The following is a 14589-nucleotide window of genomic DNA, read 5'->3' as shown; positions in this document are numbered from 1 at the left end:
CGTCGCGTAGTACCGGGGACCACCCGGAGGCGGGCACGGTTCACCCCGGCCTCACCACTGACGGTGATGCCGTCGGTGCGCTCTCCGACCAAGACTTGAGAGGTCAGCACGACAAACACAGCCGAAAGGTCGAACAATGTCTCCCATCGCGCAGGCCATGCTCATCAACATAGTCGTCCTGGTCTCGGTGCTGGAGGCTGATCTGGGGCCGCATCGCAAGATCGGCAAATTCCGGATCCTGCGGCCGCTGCTCACGGCCGGCCTCATCGTCCCCTTGTATCTCAAAGGCATCGCGACAGACGGAGCCGGACTGGCCCTGGAGCTCGCCCTCACCGCCGCAGGCCTCCTCCTCGGGCTGCTGGCGGTCAAGTTCACCCATGTCTACCGCAGTCCCCGCACCGGCAAGCCGGTCAGTTCCGCAACCTGGGGGTACGCCGCAGTATGGATCGGCGTGATCGCAGCCCGCAGCGCCTTCTCCTACGGGGCGTCCAACTGGTTCGGCCCGCAATTGGTCACCTGGATGTCGACCCACCACGTCGCCGGCAACGCGCTCACAGACGCCCTCATCATGATGGCCGTCGCCATGATGCTCACCCGCACGCTCTCGCTCGCTGCCCGCGCCTCGACAATCAATCGCCGCCCGCAGACTGCGTACGACGAGTCCAGCCCTGTGCTGGTCTGAGGCCCGGATCGGTCGCAGTCGACGCCGCCGGCAAAACCAGAGTCCGCTTGACGGGCGGACCCTCCTCGAGGTGAGCGGCTCCGAACACCAGGTCTATGAGCCAAGGAAATGGAGTCATGATGCCGGCACTTCTCGGGATGCCTCAGGGCGCGGAGTGGCTTGTCATTCTCGCGATCGTCGTGCTGACCAACTCGACTCCGTGGAGGAGGCTGGTGACGGTCGGATGAGCCTGCGCGGGCACATCGTGGAGCTGCGCAACCGGCTGCTCATCGGCGTGGTGGCGATCGTGGTCTGTACCGTCGCCGCCTGGTTCGTCTATGACGAGGCGTTCAAGCTGCTGACCGCGCCCTTCCAGGAGAGTGTGCGGCAACTGGGCCCCAAAGCGGGTGACACGACGAACCTGATCGAGATCCCGCACTACCTGGACTTCGTGATCCGTACGATGCTCGTCTTCGGGATCGCGTTCCTGATCCCGCTGGTCGTCGTCCTGCGGAACATGCTCGGCCTGGTGCCGGCCTCCGCGCTCAAACAACCTTTGCTCACAAAGCTTTTCTATGCTGCAACGCGGTGATGCGAGCCGGCCGTGCAGAGCTCGATGAGCTCAGGAAGGCGGCAGTTCTCCGGAGACCGTGGGTTGAGCAGATAGCAGAAGTGCCGTTCGAGTTCGCTCAACTGTGTACGGTGAGCTGACGGCGGTCCGCGGGGTTCGAGACGGACGTTCGGTGACCGATGCGGTCGACGATGTTGTCGGCTCGCACGTCGTGCCGGCTGAGGAGATGGTTCAGAACATCGATGTTGTAGGCGCTGACTGAGTGGGTGAAGTCGTCGTCAGTTTCCGCGAGGAGGTTTTCGACGGCACCTGGGCTGGTGAACTGATAGGCGGCCTCCATCGTGTTCGTCTGGACGTTCTGCACGATGAAGGTTGCAACGTCGACGCCAGTGAAGTCGCCGTAGAACTGTGCCGCGTACAGCGCGAAGTTGCGGTCGATGTAGCCGCGCTTGACCAGCTCCCCAGCTAGCTCGGACCTCATGGTGGCGTCAACGAGCTCGGCGAACGTCTGCTCGCTCGCATCGACGGCGAGGCGAAACCGCCTGGCTTTCGCCAAGTCGTCGAAGTCGGCACCTCTGACGAAGGCGAGATCGCGGTCGATCCGCGCGAGCTTCGCGGAATCGGCTTCCGTGTCTATCTTGTCCCATCGGCCGGCTTCCACGGCGTCCGAGAACAACAGATTGACATCCTCACGCTGCAGGGTGAGAAATCTCTGGCGCTGCCCACTTGGGGGATTGATCGCCACGAGATCTATCGAGCCGGCGTCCGGTGCCGCAGCCCAGAACTCGTAGGTCGCCAGTTGCTCCGAGGTGAACTCGTCACCACCGATCTGGCAGCAGTGTTGAGGCCAACTCGCGTAGCCCGAACTTTTCCAGGCGAGCTCCGCGAAGCGTGCGAGTTTCTGGCCGAGTCGTTCCGCAATAGCTTGCATGGAGCGCACACGGACGTGATTCGCCAGCAGATCGCGCTTTTCCTTCTCGAGGCCTGCAACGCATGACCGGACAAGGTCGCGTCGATCGACATAGAGGTTGTCGAGGTCGCTGTTGCGGCGGGAGATCTGCTCGAAGTCCTCGAGGTGGAGGTTCTTGTAGGCCACGAGGGCGAAGAGGTTGCTCGTCGTCAAACCTGGGGCGCGCTTGTCTGCTTCGAGTGGTCGCTCGGCAAACACCAGGTACTCGTTCCGCATGTTCAGCAGCAGCCGCATATCGGTGGTGTGGCGTGCGACCAGATCGACCAGCGGCCGCTCGATGCCTGTGATTCCTGCCTGCTTGAGCAAGGCGCTGAGCAGTTCGCGGGCGTTGCGGTACGAGATGAATGGCACGACCGGGATGACCAGGTCGAAGAACTTGGTCCGGTTCGCCCGAATCGTCTCCACGGCAGCTGCGACTCGGTGTTGGTTCAGTAATCAGTTCAGCCTGACTTGGCCGAGGTTTGATCGGTATGGGGTGTCCCTGTGGATACCGAGTTTGGGTGGGCGGTTCGATCCTGAGAACACCGTGCATGACATGGCTATGACGATTACTGGTGGGTTGTCGAAGTCGGAGCGGCAGCATGTGCGGCGGCGGGTTCGGGCGGCGATGGCTGCTCAGGTGTTGATTGATGGGCGGTATCAGGGTGGGCGGCCGCCGTACGGGTATGTGGTGGCGGATGGTGGGCCTCATCCGCATCCGAGGAAGGCGCAGGAGGGGCAGCGGTTGCGGGTGTTGGTGGTGGGTGACTTCGCAGCGGCGGTGGTGCAGAGGATCTTTGAGATGTATCTCGCCGGATGGGGGAGGAAGGCGATCGCAGAGCAGCTGAACCGGGATGGAGTGCCTTGCCCGTCGGCTCATGCGCCTCATCAGAATCGGCATCGGAAGATGGACGGCTGGCAGCACTCAACTATCGTCGCGATCCTCGAGAACCCTCGCTATACCGGATACGCCATCTACGGACGCTGGCAGAAGGTCGAGGAGTTGCTGGATCCGGACGATGTTGCCGCGGGCTACATCGCGAGGTTCAGGCGGTCGCCGCAGGCGAAGATTGTGCGGTCGCGGGAGCCGGCGCATCCGGCGCTCGTTTCGGTGGAGATGTTTACCGCGGTTCAGTTCGAGAAGCGGAAGAGGCGGAGCGGTGGAGTGGCCGAGTGGTCGTCGAGGAGTCGGCGGCGCGCTCCGAAGGAGCGGAGCTATGAGCTGCGCGGGCGAATCAAGTGTGGGATTTGTGACCGGAAGATGGGAGGGGGCTGCGCGGCATAAGGAGCTGAAGTACCACCGATGCAACGCCCGGACCTTGGTGCCGGAGCCGGCTACGGCGCTGGCGCATCCGCAGCAGATTTATCTTCGGGAGGACCTGATCACACCGGCGATCAATCGGTGGATCGGGAAGCTGTTTGGGCTGTTGAATCGGCAGGTAACGATTGACTTACTTCTGGCGGCTGACGACGGTTCGGCGCGTCGCGACGAGCATGTGGCGCAGTTGCGGGATCGCGTGGCGGCGGTGGATGTGGTGATGGCACGGCTGCAGCGGGCGTTGGATGCGGGGTGGGATCCGGCAGCGTTGCGGGAGCAGTACAACGCTGCTGTGGCAGAGAAGCGGGCTGCTGAGACGGCCATTACAAGGTTGTGCCTCCCTGGACGCCGGGGAGCTGCGAGGCGCTTACGGGTATCGAGTGCCTGAACGCATTACCAGGCGGTCGAGAGAGCCTGGGCAACAAGAAGGCCGCCGACCCATAGGTCTGCGGCTTGTTGTGTCCGAGGCCGAACACGCACCTTAACCACACGCCTGAGCCTTAGCTGAGTGGAAAGGTCCTGTACGCGGTCAGGCGATCGGGCTCATAGCCGATCGTCTGTCCGCGCCTAGATCGACAGGTCAACGTGGGGAGAAGGAATTGAGGCCAACGATTGTTCGGCTGCACTGCCGATCTATGGACCTTTAGGCAGGTGCTCTGAGAGCCGGCTCCATTGGTCGCCCTTGCTCATTAAGCGAGTTAGGCCGACCTGGAGGCATCTCTCGAATGAGGACTCCTCAGCGCGGACGAACCTTGCTTCGCCGAGCGAAGGCCCGGACACCAGGAGTGTCCAGTATTTGCCGCGCTCTTCGTATCGCTCATGGTTGATCTTCAGCAGCGCTGACACGCCGGCTTCTGCCAGCCGAATCCAAAGTTCCTCAATGTCCACAGGTTGCAGACCTCCCTATCCGGGTTCTCACGACGTAGCAGAGCGGCGATGTTCGACACGGCAAGGACGGATGCCGTGTTTCGGAGGCTGCAATGAATGATGTGGAGACAGGCCGCGTCTCGTCCGATGGGAGGCAGCGATTGTACGAGGTGAATGCGTTAGCGGGGATCATCTTCCGGCAAGAGTTGCTGCTGCGAGCAGCGGACGCCTGGCCGGCGATCCTGCTCGAGAACTGGGGCGCCAGTGAAGTGCTGGAACCTGGGTCTGTGTGGCAGATCGGGTACGCCGCCCGATGGCGGTACCAGTTTGGTAGATCGACCGCGAGAAGCAGGCTTCGGGCGCGAAACGCTCGTGCGATCACGGCTGGCGGTGCTGGCCGACGATGGTTCAGTGGTCGATCTGCAGCCGCTGGGCTTCAAACCCGCCGTGCCGAGGCCGCCCAACGCTCTCCAAGGAGTGACCGCGGACCCTACGCGTGGACACGCATACGATCACCGCGAACACCACGCACACACCCAAGAGCACCGGCATCGTTCGTGATGTAGAACCAGTAGCGATCGACAACAAGTGGGTCGTGTCCGACCTTTCTGGACAGGTCCTGGGCGCCTCGCGGCAGCGCAGACCGTTACGGTTGCAGTGACCACGAGGGTCTTGCCCATTGCACTCGTGCAAGACAACGTCGGCCGGGGGATCACCGATCGCACCACGATGCTCGGCCGGGTCGGACGCCGCCGGGCCGCGGAGCGCTGAACGGTCGCGATGCCGAGCGGCATCCGCATCGCGGGCCCAGCTGACCGACCTGCGCCGAACTCGCGGCGCCATCGGCTACCGTTTTGGTGGCCGTTGCTGCAGCGGCTCTCGTCTTGCGCGCGAAGGCGGTCCCGTTCAGTACGCTGGAGGCGCTGTGTGAGGCGCTGGACTGCCAGCCTGGCGACATCCTGCGCTGGGTCGCCGACGAGGCTGTTCAAGGGCCGGCCGGATCTACCTGTCGCGGCTGACAACTTTCGGTCGGCTTCTCGCATCGAGTTAGATGATGAGGGGTGGCTTCCATGAAGCGAATGACGGGCGTACTGGCCGCGGCAGTCCTGACCGCGGGCCTTCTACCCGAACCAGCGGTCGCAAGCGTGGCAACGGCCTCGGCGCAGTGCCGGATGGCTGTGGGGTCGGTCTCGGCGACGGGCGACTCGCAGGGGCAGGACATCGTCGCGACGACGCCGCCCACCATCGGGGGCGTGCGGGTCATCGCCCGTGACCTATACCCGGACGGCGCCACGCGACTGAGTACCGCAATGGTCTACGAACCGGTTGCCGGCGGACCAAGGGTCTTCGGGTACGTCGTGATCGGATCGGCCCTGTACCGGACCCGGTACGACGCGCTCGTCGACGGAACCGTCATCCCCGAGTCGGTGGTCCTGCAGCGGATCGGCGGCGGCTGGGACGCGTTCGTGGTCTTGCAGGAGTCGCGGTACGCGCCGTACAACGGGACTTCCTCCCACACGAACGAGTACGGCCTGCGCAACGACGGCACGCTGTTCCGCTGGACTGTCGACAGCCGAGGGGTATGGCGGAACGCGGGATCCGCGCCCGGGTTCGCCGCGATCAAGACGATGGTCCTGATCAGCAAGACGCAGACGTACGACACCTTCCTGGCGAACACCAAGGGCGGGGCGATCTACACCATCCACATCCCGACCACCGCCCCGATGAAGCCGGTGGTGAAAAAGGTCCGCACCGCAACCTGGCAAGGCTTCGAGACCCTGATTGCCGAAAAGTGCGGCTCCCAAGGCACCCTCCTCTTCGGCCTCGACAAGGACACCGATACCGCATACCTCTACGCCGTAGGCCACGCCACCGGCCCAACCACCGTCATCCAAGGCCTCGGCAAACTCCCCGCCACCCTCAATGCCCCCATCCACTTCCGCTGGGCCACCCTAGACTTCGACGAACTCTCCGGCGAGTAACAGCCGCTGGTACCGTGGCTGCCGCCTTGGTCGCACGGTCTCCACAGCAGTACAGGGGATGGCCGAACCTGATGGACCTGCTGGGAAGGTGCTGACCTGCCATGCAACGTGCTGACGGCGTCCCGCCGAAGTCGAGACCGGGCGATCGGGTGCGGTTGCCGTCGCCTGGGAGTTGTCCGAGTTCTGAGCAGCTCAAGGCAGAGGCTGCGATCTTGACGGGGTGGGGCCTCGAGGTAGAGGCCGGCGAGCATGCCTTGGACCGCAACGGATTTATGGCTGAAAGACGTGGCGCAGGCAGCTACCGAAATCATCGATGGCTGCGACCTAAGTCGCGCGAGGAGAGGAGACGCGCACGATCCGTTTGGCGGACGGGATCTCTGCGATCGCGGTTTGCCGTTCGGGCCAGCTCCGTCACTGCTCCGTGAGACGTTGGCAAGCGATGGTTAGGGTTGAGGGCTGTTGAGAGGAAAACCGCAGGTCAGAGGGCATATCGTCTGCGATGGCCAATATGCCCTCGCGTGCACCGCGAAGATCCTCGACATCTTCGAAGGCACCCAACAAATCCAGCAGTTGATCGTCGCCCGCAGGCTGCTGGGCAAGACCTCCGCCGAGCTGAAGTAACCCCAGGCTGCCTCGCCACTCGCTTCTCGTTGCGCGAAACGAGAGTGGGCACCCATCGTCAGGTCGTGGTGAGTTGGGTGCCGGCTGTTCCGGCCACCACGGCGGTTGTGTCGTCCAAGGCGCCGATTGCTGCTCGGCCGTGGGTGGTTGCGACGAACTGGACGGCGGCGGCGATCTTCGGGCCCATCGAGCCGGCTGGAAAGGAGCGGCCGGTCAGGTCTGCGAGGGTGACGTCGCGCAGAGGCCGCTCGGACGGCGAGCCGTAGTCGAGGTAGACGGCCGGTACGTCGGTCAGCATGACTAAGAGGTCGGCTTTGAGTTCGGTGGCGATGAGGGCGGCGGCGTGATCCTTGTCGACGACTGCTTCGGCGCCGGTCAGGCCGTCGGGGCCTTCGGTGACGGGTATTCCGCCTCCGCCTGCGAGTACGACGGTCGTGTGGTGCTGCAGGAGGATCTCGGCGGTGTCGAGCTCGACGATTCGTTGAGGCTTGGGGGAAGCGACCACTCGGCGCCAGTTGTTGCCGTCGCGGCGGATGGTCCAGTTGTTGCGTTTGACGAGTTGGTGGGCCTTGTCCTCGCTGTAGCCGCTGCCGATGAACTTGGTGGGAGTGATGAAACCGGGGTCGTTCTGGTCGACGACGGTTTGCGTCACGAGGGTGACGACCGGATGCATCAGGCCGGCGTTGGTGAGGGCCTGCTGGATCCAGTACCCGATCATTCCCTGAGTTTCGGCGACGAGGTCGCTCAGCGGGTAAGAGCGGGACAAGCTGGTGTCCGTGGTGCTTTCGAGAGCGAGCAGTCCGACCTGCGGACCGTTGCCGTGGACAAGTACCAGCTCGTGTTCGGCGGCGATCTTGGCCAGGGCGGGTGCTGCCGCGACGAGATGCGCGAGCTGGGTGGCGGCGTCGGGTTTCTCGCCACGGCGCAGGAGGGCGTTGCCGCCGAGTGCGATGACTATGCGCATGGTCAGCGTCCCAGGGTGGCGACCATGACGGCCTTGATGGTGTGCAGGCGGTTCTCGGCCTGGTCGAAGACGATCGAGGCCGGTGACTCGAAGACCTCGTCGGTCACCTCGAGCGAGGTGAGGCCGGTCTGGCGGTAGAGGTCTTCGCCGACCTCGGTTTGACGGTCGTGGAAGGCCGGCAGGCAGTGCATGAACTTGACCGCAGGGTTGCCGGTCCGGGCCAGCAGGTCTGAGGTGACCTGGTACGGCGTCAGCAAGGCGATTCGGTCTGCCCAGGCTTCGACAGGCTCTCCCATCGAGACCCAGACATCTGTGTAGATGAAGTCGGCACCTGCCACTCCGGTCGTGATGTCGCTGGTGCGGGTGATCTTCGCCCCGGTGTCCGCCGCGATGCTCTCGGCTGCCTTGATCACTGACTCGGGATTGGTGAGGGATGCAGGCGAGACCATTCGGACGTCCATGCCGAGCATCGCGCCGGCGATCAGGAGTGAGTTGGCGACGTTGTCGGCTGCGTCGCCGACGAAGGCGAACGAGATCTCGTGGTCGGGCTTACCGGCGTGTTCGCGCATGGTGAGCATGTCGCAGAGCGACTGGGTCGGGTGCCACTCGTCGGTCAGACCGTTCCAGACCGGTACGCCGGACCAGGTCGCGAGCGTCTCGGCCGTCTGCTGGCTGAAGCCGCGGTACTCGATGCCGTCGTACATGCGGGCCAGTACTCGCGCAGTGTCGGCCGCGGATTCCTTGTGACCCAGGTGCGAGCCAGTCGGGTCGAGGTAGGTCACGTGGGCGCCTTGGTCATGGGCAGCGACCTCGAAGGCGCAGCGTGTGCGGGTCGAGGCCTTCTCGAAGATGAGCGCGAGGTTCTTCCCGGTCAGGTACTGGTGCTCGGTGCCTGCCTTCTTGCCGACCTTCAGCTCACCGGCGAGGGTGAGCAAGCCACGCCACTCGTCCGGTGTGAAGTCGAGCTCCTTGAGGAAGCTTCTGCCGTGCAGGTCGTGGGTCATGACGAGACTGCCTCTCGTTCGATCGGGCAGGTCATGCAGCGGGGTCCGCCGCGGCCGCGGCCGAGTTCCTCGCCGACGACGGGGATGATCTCGATGCCCTGGTCGGTCAGGTACTGGTTGGTGGTCGTGTTGCGTTCGTAGCCGAGGATCACGCCGGGGGAGACGGCCAGGAAGTTGTTGCTGTCGTTCCACTGCTCCCGCTGAGCGCCCTTCTTGTCGATCGGCGTGCGCAGGAGCCGGAGGCTGTCCAGGCCGAGGGCGTCGGCGACGGCGGGGAACAGTTCGCTGTTCTCCTCGAGCTTGAAGTCTCCGCCGGTACCGACCGACGTGAGAGTGAAAGAGCGCAGCTCGTCCGGCAGGTAGGGATAGATGCAGAAGGCGTCGCGGTCGATCATCGTCATCACGGTGTCCAGGTGCATGAAGGCCCGTGACTTCGGGAGTTCGACGACGATCACCTTGTCAACGGTCCCGGCGTGGAAGAGGCTGCGAGCCAACGTCTCGACGCCCTGCGGGGTGGAGCGTTCGCCCATCCCGATCATCACGGCCCGGTTGCCGATGACAGTGATGTCGCCGCCCTCGATGGTCGCTGAGTCGTGGGCCTGGGAGTCGTTGCCGTAAAGGAAAGTCGGCGGGGTCTCCCGGAACATCGGGTGGAAGTTGTAGACGACGCGCGAGTTGATCGTCTCGCGCCTTCTGGCCGGTTTCGCCATCGGGTTGATGGAGACGCCGTCGTAGATCCAGGCTGAGTTGTCGCGCTGGAACAAGTGGTTCGGCAGAGGCCGGAGCAGGAAGTCGTCGGCCGCCAGGTAGTCCATCAAGAGGCTTGGCGCCTGCAGCAGGTGCGACACATCCTCCTTGAGTACGCCGCCGATCAGCAGCTCGGCCAGCAGCTTCGCCGGAGTGGACCCGACCAACTCGTCGAGCGGGCCGTCCAGCGCCGGGCCGAAGCGGTTCGCCGTCACGAGCCGGTCCTGGAGGAACTGACGAGCGCCGATGGTGTCGAGCGCTTCCTCCAGCAGGGTCGCGAAGTGGTGGACGACGACCCCGCCGGCCTCGAGTTGCTTGACGAAGGCGTCATGCTCTTCGCGGGCCCGGTGCGACCACATCACGTCGTCGAAGAGCAGCTCGTCGACGTTCTCCGGGGTGAGTCGGTTCAGCTCGATCCCCGGCCGGTGGACGATGGCCTGCTTGAGCTGACCGACTTCGGAATCGACATGGAATCTCATCAGTGGCTGCCTTTCGGGTGGTGGAAGAGCGGCGAGGTCATCGGTACTCCGGTACCGGCTCGGGCTCGGTCATCGAGCTGCGTTTCGACAGGTAGATCGGGATGCCGGCCAGGGCGGCCACGGCTGCCATCAGGAAGGGGCCCCACACGACGTACCAGGTCTGTCCGGTGTTGCGGGAGAAGTAGATGAACGCCAGCGACAGCGCGAAGGCCACGGCGGCCACGCTGACGTCGAGATAGAACCGCGGAGTGAAGCCGTGCCGGCGGTCGTGCCGACGCCAGACGATCTGGGCGAGGGCCGAGAACGCATAGGGGATTGCGGAGGTGATGCCGGTCATCAGGACGAGGGTCGTGAAGACGGTGGCACCGCTGGTTCCGAGGTAGCTGAGGATCACGGCGGCGGAGGCGAGTGCGGTCGAGGCGACGATGCCGAAGGCAGGCACCCGACGGGCGGACAAGACCGCGAACCGCTTCGGGAACAGGCCGTCCTTGGCTGCGGCCAAAGGCATTTCGGCGCAGATCATGGTCCAGCCGTTCAGTGCGCCGATGCCGGAGATGATGACTGCGATCGCTACCAGGTTGCCGGCCCACGAGCCGTGTCCGACGATCGCGTCAGCGGCTGCGGAGTACGACGCCTTGTTGCCGTCCAGAGCCAGGACGCCGGCGGGCAGGATGCCGAAGACGGCGATCAGGGACAGCATGTAGACGACACCGCTGGCGAGGGTTCCGTAAATCGTGGATCTACCGACGTTGCGGGCAGGGTCGCGGACCTTGGCGGCTGCGACCGACGCGGTCTCGACGCCGAGGTAGCTGAACAAGCAGATGGCCATGGCGCCGCCGACGGCGGACAGGTTGCTGTCGCCGCTGATGTTCCAGGGGGTGAAGTTTCCGCCGACGACGAAGAACAGACCGACGCTGGACATCAGTGCCAGCGGAATGAACTTGAGCACTGTTGTCCAGAGCTGGAAGATGCCCATGTTGCGGACGCCGGACAGGTTGACCGCCGCCGGGATCCACAGGCCCGTCAGGGCGATCACGATGGACCACCCGGTGGCGCCGCCCTTGTTGACGAACTTCTCGACGTAGTAGACCCAGCCCACCGCGATCGCTGCGTTGCCTGCCCAGGCCGTGATCCAGTAGGACCAGGCGTTGCTGAAACCGAGCCCGTTGCCGAATGCGGCGCGTGCGTAGGCGTACGGTCCGCCGTCAGCCGGAAGGCGGCGCGACATCACCGCGAACATCATCGCCAAGGCGACGGCGCCAATGGTAGCGATCGCCATCGCGAGCAGGCTGATCGGGCCGTAGGCGGCCAAGGCGTAGGGGAGGCTGAAGATGCCGACCCCGATGATGCTTCCCATCACCAGGGCTGTCGACTGCGTCAGGCCCAACTTGGCCGAGCGTTCGGCCGGCTTCGCATCGGCTCTCGATCGGACTTGAGTCATGGCTCCTCCTCCGGGGAGGGGACACCCTCCAGCTGTTGCTCCCCAATTGACCATGAATCGTGAAATGCGCAGGAGGGCCGAAGGTCCTGGTCATCCGAGCGAAAGGCTCTGGACGGTACGGCTATCGCGCCCGCTTGTCGACGAGCCGGCGGATGGCGATCGCGGTGATGGCCGAGGTGGTTGCTGCCATCAACAAGCCGCCCGCGAGGCCGATCCCTACTGTGAGCAATTGAGGCTGCCCAGGTCGCCACAGAGGCATCGCGAAGCCGAGGAAGACACCTAGGCCAACCAGCCAGGCGGCGGCGGTCGCGATGATCCAGATTTGGGCCTTGGGTACTTCGGTACGCAGGATCAGCCACTGCGCGGTCCCGATGGAAGCCAGCAAGATCACGCCCAGGCTGAAGCCAGCGCCGGCCAGTACGACGACCGGCCAATGTGACACTCGATCCGCCAGCAACGAAGGGCTCAGCCCGATCAGGTAGGCGAGCGCCGCGGCAACTGAGGTGCTCACGATCCAGCGACGGCGAGGGAGGTGTGGAAGGGCGAGGCGGAGCACGCTGGCCTGGCCGAGGCCGAGGAGCGTGCCCTCGACGGCTCCAGCGATCAGTAGAGCCGGTAGTGAGATCACTGCCGGGAAATCTCTGGTCGAGGTCCCGATCAGGGCCGGCACCGCGAAACCGAAGAACTCGGCGATCGTGACGTTCCAGAACCAGAGCCGCGTCAGTTCGCGGCCCCGCAAAGGGCCAGGGGATTCTGCGAGGGTGATGGCGACGAAGACCTGGTGGTCATCGATCACTCTGTGCGGGTAAGCCGATCGGTAGATCTTGACGGAGTCTGCTCCTGGGTCCACGACAACACCTGTCGCGCTTCTCCACCGACGATCGACGAAAATGCTGAGAGTGTTTCGGACGATGAAGTGGCGCCACCAGTGCTTGTTGCCGGAATCACCGACAAGGACCACCGCCTGGAGTCCCGAGCGAGCTGCCTGGACCGGCAGGACGATGATCCGGCCGTCTCGGGCTGGGTAGCGGACGAGCACCATCGAACGTCCGACGACGGATCCGATCGCTGACCTGAGCCACCACGAGACGAGCCGATTCGGCCAGGAGGCAGTTGGCCTGTTTCGTCGTTCTTGGGACCTGGTACGGCGGTACAAGCCGTCGTCTGTGTCCGCTTGCTCGACCATGGAGCTCTCCTCTCCGGGTTTCCGGATGACGCCATCGAGCGCCTTCCGGCCCGCGATCAGAAGAGGCGAAGGTCCTCAACCGGCCAGGCGTTCGTCGACCTGTCCGTCGTCCCTGCTGGTGAGGACCTTCGGCACTGATGGTCCGGCCGTGAGGGGGCTGGAATGGGGACCTGTAGAGCGGGGTCTGCTGTCGGCGGCTCGGCCGTCGGTTCCACAAGGAGTCTCAGCACATGTCGACTGATCTGGATTCATCCACCGATCCGGCGGTGGTTGCCGCGCCGGTGAGCCGTCGCAGCGTTCTGCACCTCCTCGGACTCGGGTCAGGCGTCGTCGCGGTTGCGGCCGCGGGCGGCCTGACCTGGCGTTCTGTCGACGGCGGGGTGTTCGCTACCGGCACCGGCCCGGCCTATGACGCCTGGGGCCAGGCCGGGCCGAACGGGCAGGCCATGAATCTGGTGAGCGCCGCGATTCTTGCTGCCAACGCCCACAACACCCAGCCATGGCTGTTCAAGGTCACCAGCGACCGGATCGACCTGTTCGCAGATATGTCCCGCACCATCGGGGCGATGGACCCACTGTTGCGTGAGCTGCACCTGTCCCTGGGCTGCGCGATCGAGAACCTGGTAGTAGCCGGTCCGCCCAACGGCTTGAAGACGGCAGTCTCGCTGGTACCCAGCAGTTCGGATGCAACCCACATCGCCACCGTGGTGCTGACTCCGACCGCTGTATCGCAGTCGCCGCTGTTCGATGCGATCACCACACGGCACACCAGCCGCGGCGCCTACGACACCACCCGGGCGGTCAGCAGCCGGCAACTCGACGCGCTGCGAGCGTTGGCCGATTCACCCGGCATCGGGCTGGTCTGGTTCACCTCGAGCGCGCAGAAGCAGGCGTTCAGCGACCTGACCGTGCGCGCCACCCAGGCCATCATCGCCGATGAGCAGCAGGCCGCTGACGACTTCCGGTGGTACCGGTCGGACTGGCACGACATCCAGCAGCACAAGGACGGCATCACCATCGACCCGTCCGGACAGTCCGCCCTGATCCGGGCAGTGTCCAAACTCATTCCGACCAGCCGCAAGCAGAACAACGACGGCTGGCTGGCCGGCACCCGCACCACGCAGTTGCCGACCGCGGCGGCATTCGGTGCCCTTGTCGTCAGCGACCCGAGCGATCGCGGCCAGCGTCTCGAGGCTGGGCGGATCTGGCAGCGCCTGCACCTGGCCGCCACCGTTGACGGGCTGGGCATGCAGCCGCTGTGCCAGATTCCTGAGCGCATCGACCGGGAAACCTCGGCCGGCCTGCGACCGGAGTTCACCGACGCGGTCGCGGCGATGCTGCCATCCGGCAGCCATCCGGTCATGACGTTCCGAATCGGATATCCCAGAACAGCGTCGCCGCTGAGCCCGCGCCGGCCGACTGCCGACGTCGTCACTACCTAGAAGAGCCGAGGCACTTCGATGAACGACACCCTGTACCGCAGTTGGCCCACCGCCCTGACAGCGATCGTCGCGATCCTCTACGCCTGGATCGGCCTGGCCGCACACGGCTGGGACCGAATCCTGGGCCTCGCCGGCGCGCTGTTCGTTCTCGCTGCGCTCGTAGTGGCACAACGTTCGATCGCTGTAGCCCTGGTACTGCTGGTTGCCGGTGCACTGCCGCTGGCCATCGGCACTTGGTGGAGCATCGTCACACCACTGCTCGCCATCCTCGCCCTGCTGTTGGGTCAGCTCGCCATCCGGAACGCAGTTGCCGGCTACCGCGAGCGGACATGAGGGCGGCGGCGCCGGCGACGCCAA

General features: G+C 64.7%; 14 protein-coding genes. 8 read left to right on the top strand and 6 right to left on the bottom strand.

Annotated elements, in window-relative coordinates; translation table 11 throughout:
• Window positions 1-136: 136 nt before the first annotated feature.
• Both OHA70_RS36300 and OHA70_RS36295 read left to right on the top strand, forming a co-directional pair.
• A complete protein-coding gene (locus tag OHA70_RS36300; RefSeq protein ID WP_328325752.1) occupies window positions 137-682 on the top strand; it encodes a hypothetical protein in 546 nt (181 codons plus the stop codon).
• 223 nt (window positions 683-905) lie between these two features.
• Window positions 906-1253, top strand: a complete 348-nt coding sequence (locus OHA70_RS36295) for a twin-arginine translocase subunit TatC (RefSeq protein WP_328325750.1) — start codon at window positions 906-908, stop codon at window positions 1251-1253.
• Window positions 1254-1350: 97 nt separating this feature from the next.
• Here the strand turns inward: OHA70_RS36295 and OHA70_RS36290 are convergent, their stop codons facing one another.
• Window positions 1351-2607, bottom strand: coding sequence for a YobI family P-loop NTPase (locus OHA70_RS36290; RefSeq protein WP_328325749.1), 1257 nt, complete (start codon window positions 2605-2607; stop codon window positions 1351-1353).
• Between the two features lie 334 nt (window positions 2608-2941).
• Between OHA70_RS36290 and OHA70_RS36285 the strand changes: the two genes are divergently transcribed.
• The 4 genes from OHA70_RS36285 to OHA70_RS36270 all read left to right on the top strand — a co-directional run bounded on the left by OHA70_RS36285 (window position 2942) and on the right by OHA70_RS36270 (window position 6969).
• The gene (locus OHA70_RS36285) at window positions 2942-3466 is read left to right on the top strand and encodes a recombinase family protein (RefSeq protein WP_328325747.1); all 525 of its coding nucleotides are present in this window, start codon (window positions 2942-2944) and stop codon (window positions 3464-3466) included.
• 1757 nt (window positions 3467-5223) lie between these two features.
• Entirely contained in the window at window positions 5224-5385 is a 162-nt protein-coding gene (locus tag OHA70_RS36280) for a helix-turn-helix domain-containing protein (protein ID WP_328325745.1), read from the top strand.
• Between the two features lie 51 nt (window positions 5386-5436).
• The gene (locus OHA70_RS36275; protein WP_328325743.1) at window positions 5437-6348 is read left to right on the top strand and encodes a hypothetical protein; all 912 of its coding nucleotides are present in this window, start codon (window positions 5437-5439) and stop codon (window positions 6346-6348) included.
• Window positions 6349-6807: 459 nt separating this feature from the next.
• Complete coding sequence (locus OHA70_RS36270) at window positions 6808-6969, top strand: hypothetical protein (RefSeq protein ID WP_328325741.1); 162 nt, start codon at window positions 6808-6810, stop codon at window positions 6967-6969.
• Window positions 6970-7027: 58 nt separating this feature from the next.
• Here the strand turns inward: OHA70_RS36270 and OHA70_RS36265 are convergent, their stop codons facing one another.
• The 5 genes from OHA70_RS36265 to OHA70_RS36245 form a co-directional block, all read right to left on the bottom strand.
• Window positions 7028-7933: a carbamate kinase gene (locus tag OHA70_RS36265; RefSeq protein WP_328325739.1), complete on the bottom strand. Its 906-nt coding sequence runs from the start codon at window positions 7931-7933 to the stop codon at window positions 7028-7030.
• A gap of 2 nt (window positions 7934-7935) precedes the next feature.
• Complete coding sequence (gene argF / locus OHA70_RS36260) at window positions 7936-8937, bottom strand: ornithine carbamoyltransferase (protein WP_328325737.1); 1002 nt, start codon at window positions 8935-8937, stop codon at window positions 7936-7938.
• Window positions 8934-10163 (bottom strand): arginine deiminase, encoded by a 1230-nt coding sequence (locus OHA70_RS36255; protein WP_328325735.1) that lies wholly within the window; start codon window positions 10161-10163, stop codon window positions 8934-8936. Before OHA70_RS36255 ends, argF begins: the two co-directional genes overlap by 4 nt.
• A gap of 37 nt (window positions 10164-10200) precedes the next feature.
• Complete coding sequence (locus OHA70_RS36250) at window positions 10201-11604, bottom strand: APC family permease (RefSeq protein ID WP_328325733.1); 1404 nt, start codon at window positions 11602-11604, stop codon at window positions 10201-10203.
• A 121-nt stretch (window positions 11605-11725) separates the two neighbouring features.
• On the bottom strand, window positions 11726-12400 hold the full coding sequence (locus OHA70_RS36245; RefSeq protein WP_328325731.1) for a hypothetical protein: 675 nt from the start codon (window positions 12398-12400) through the stop codon (window positions 11726-11728).
• Window positions 12401-13020: 620 nt separating this feature from the next.
• On the opposite strand from OHA70_RS36245, the gene OHA70_RS36240 reads away from it, so the two are divergent.
• Complete coding sequence (locus OHA70_RS36240) at window positions 13021-14232, top strand: Acg family FMN-binding oxidoreductase (protein WP_328325729.1); 1212 nt, start codon at window positions 13021-13023, stop codon at window positions 14230-14232.
• 18 nt (window positions 14233-14250) lie between these two features.
• Window positions 14251-14565, top strand: a complete 315-nt coding sequence (locus OHA70_RS36235; RefSeq protein ID WP_328325728.1) for a hypothetical protein — start codon at window positions 14251-14253, stop codon at window positions 14563-14565.
• Window positions 14566-14589: the final 24 nt, after the last annotated feature.

Origin of the sequence: Kribbella sp. NBC_00382 (assembly GCF_036067295.1) — a bacterium.
In the GTDB taxonomy this organism is placed as follows: domain Bacteria; phylum Actinomycetota; class Actinomycetes; order Propionibacteriales; family Kribbellaceae; genus Kribbella.
Note: the sequence above shows the minus strand (reverse complement) of the source record. Positions and strands in the feature narration are given on the sequence as shown.

What these genes read in the sequence shown, in the direction of transcription:
- OHA70_RS36300 (WP_328325752.1), top strand. Translation starts at nt 137, where the DNA reads ATGTCTCCCATCGCGCAGGCCATGCTCATCAACATAGTCGTCCTGGTC.
- OHA70_RS36295 (WP_328325750.1), top strand. Translation starts at nt 906, where the DNA reads ATGAGCCTGCGCGGGCACATCGTGGAGCTGCGCAACCGGCTGCTCATC.
- OHA70_RS36275 (WP_328325743.1), top strand. Translation starts at nt 5,437, where the DNA reads ATGAAGCGAATGACGGGCGTACTGGCCGCGGCAGTCCTGACCGCGGGC.
- OHA70_RS36265 (WP_328325739.1), bottom strand. Translation starts at nt 7,933, where the DNA reads ATGCGCATAGTCATCGCACTCGGCGGCAACGCCCTCCTGCGCCGTGGC.
- argF (WP_328325737.1), bottom strand. Translation starts at nt 8,937, where the DNA reads ATGACCCACGACCTGCACGGCAGAAGCTTCCTCAAGGAGCTCGACTTC.
- OHA70_RS36255 (WP_328325735.1), bottom strand. Translation starts at nt 10,163, where the DNA reads ATGAGATTCCATGTCGATTCCGAAGTCGGTCAGCTCAAGCAGGCCATC.
- OHA70_RS36250 (WP_328325733.1), bottom strand. Translation starts at nt 11,604, where the DNA reads ATGACTCAAGTCCGATCGAGAGCCGATGCGAAGCCGGCCGAACGCTCG.
- OHA70_RS36240 (WP_328325729.1), top strand. Translation starts at nt 13,021, where the DNA reads ATGTCGACTGATCTGGATTCATCCACCGATCCGGCGGTGGTTGCCGCG.
- OHA70_RS36235 (WP_328325728.1), top strand. Translation starts at nt 14,251, where the DNA reads ATGAACGACACCCTGTACCGCAGTTGGCCCACCGCCCTGACAGCGATC.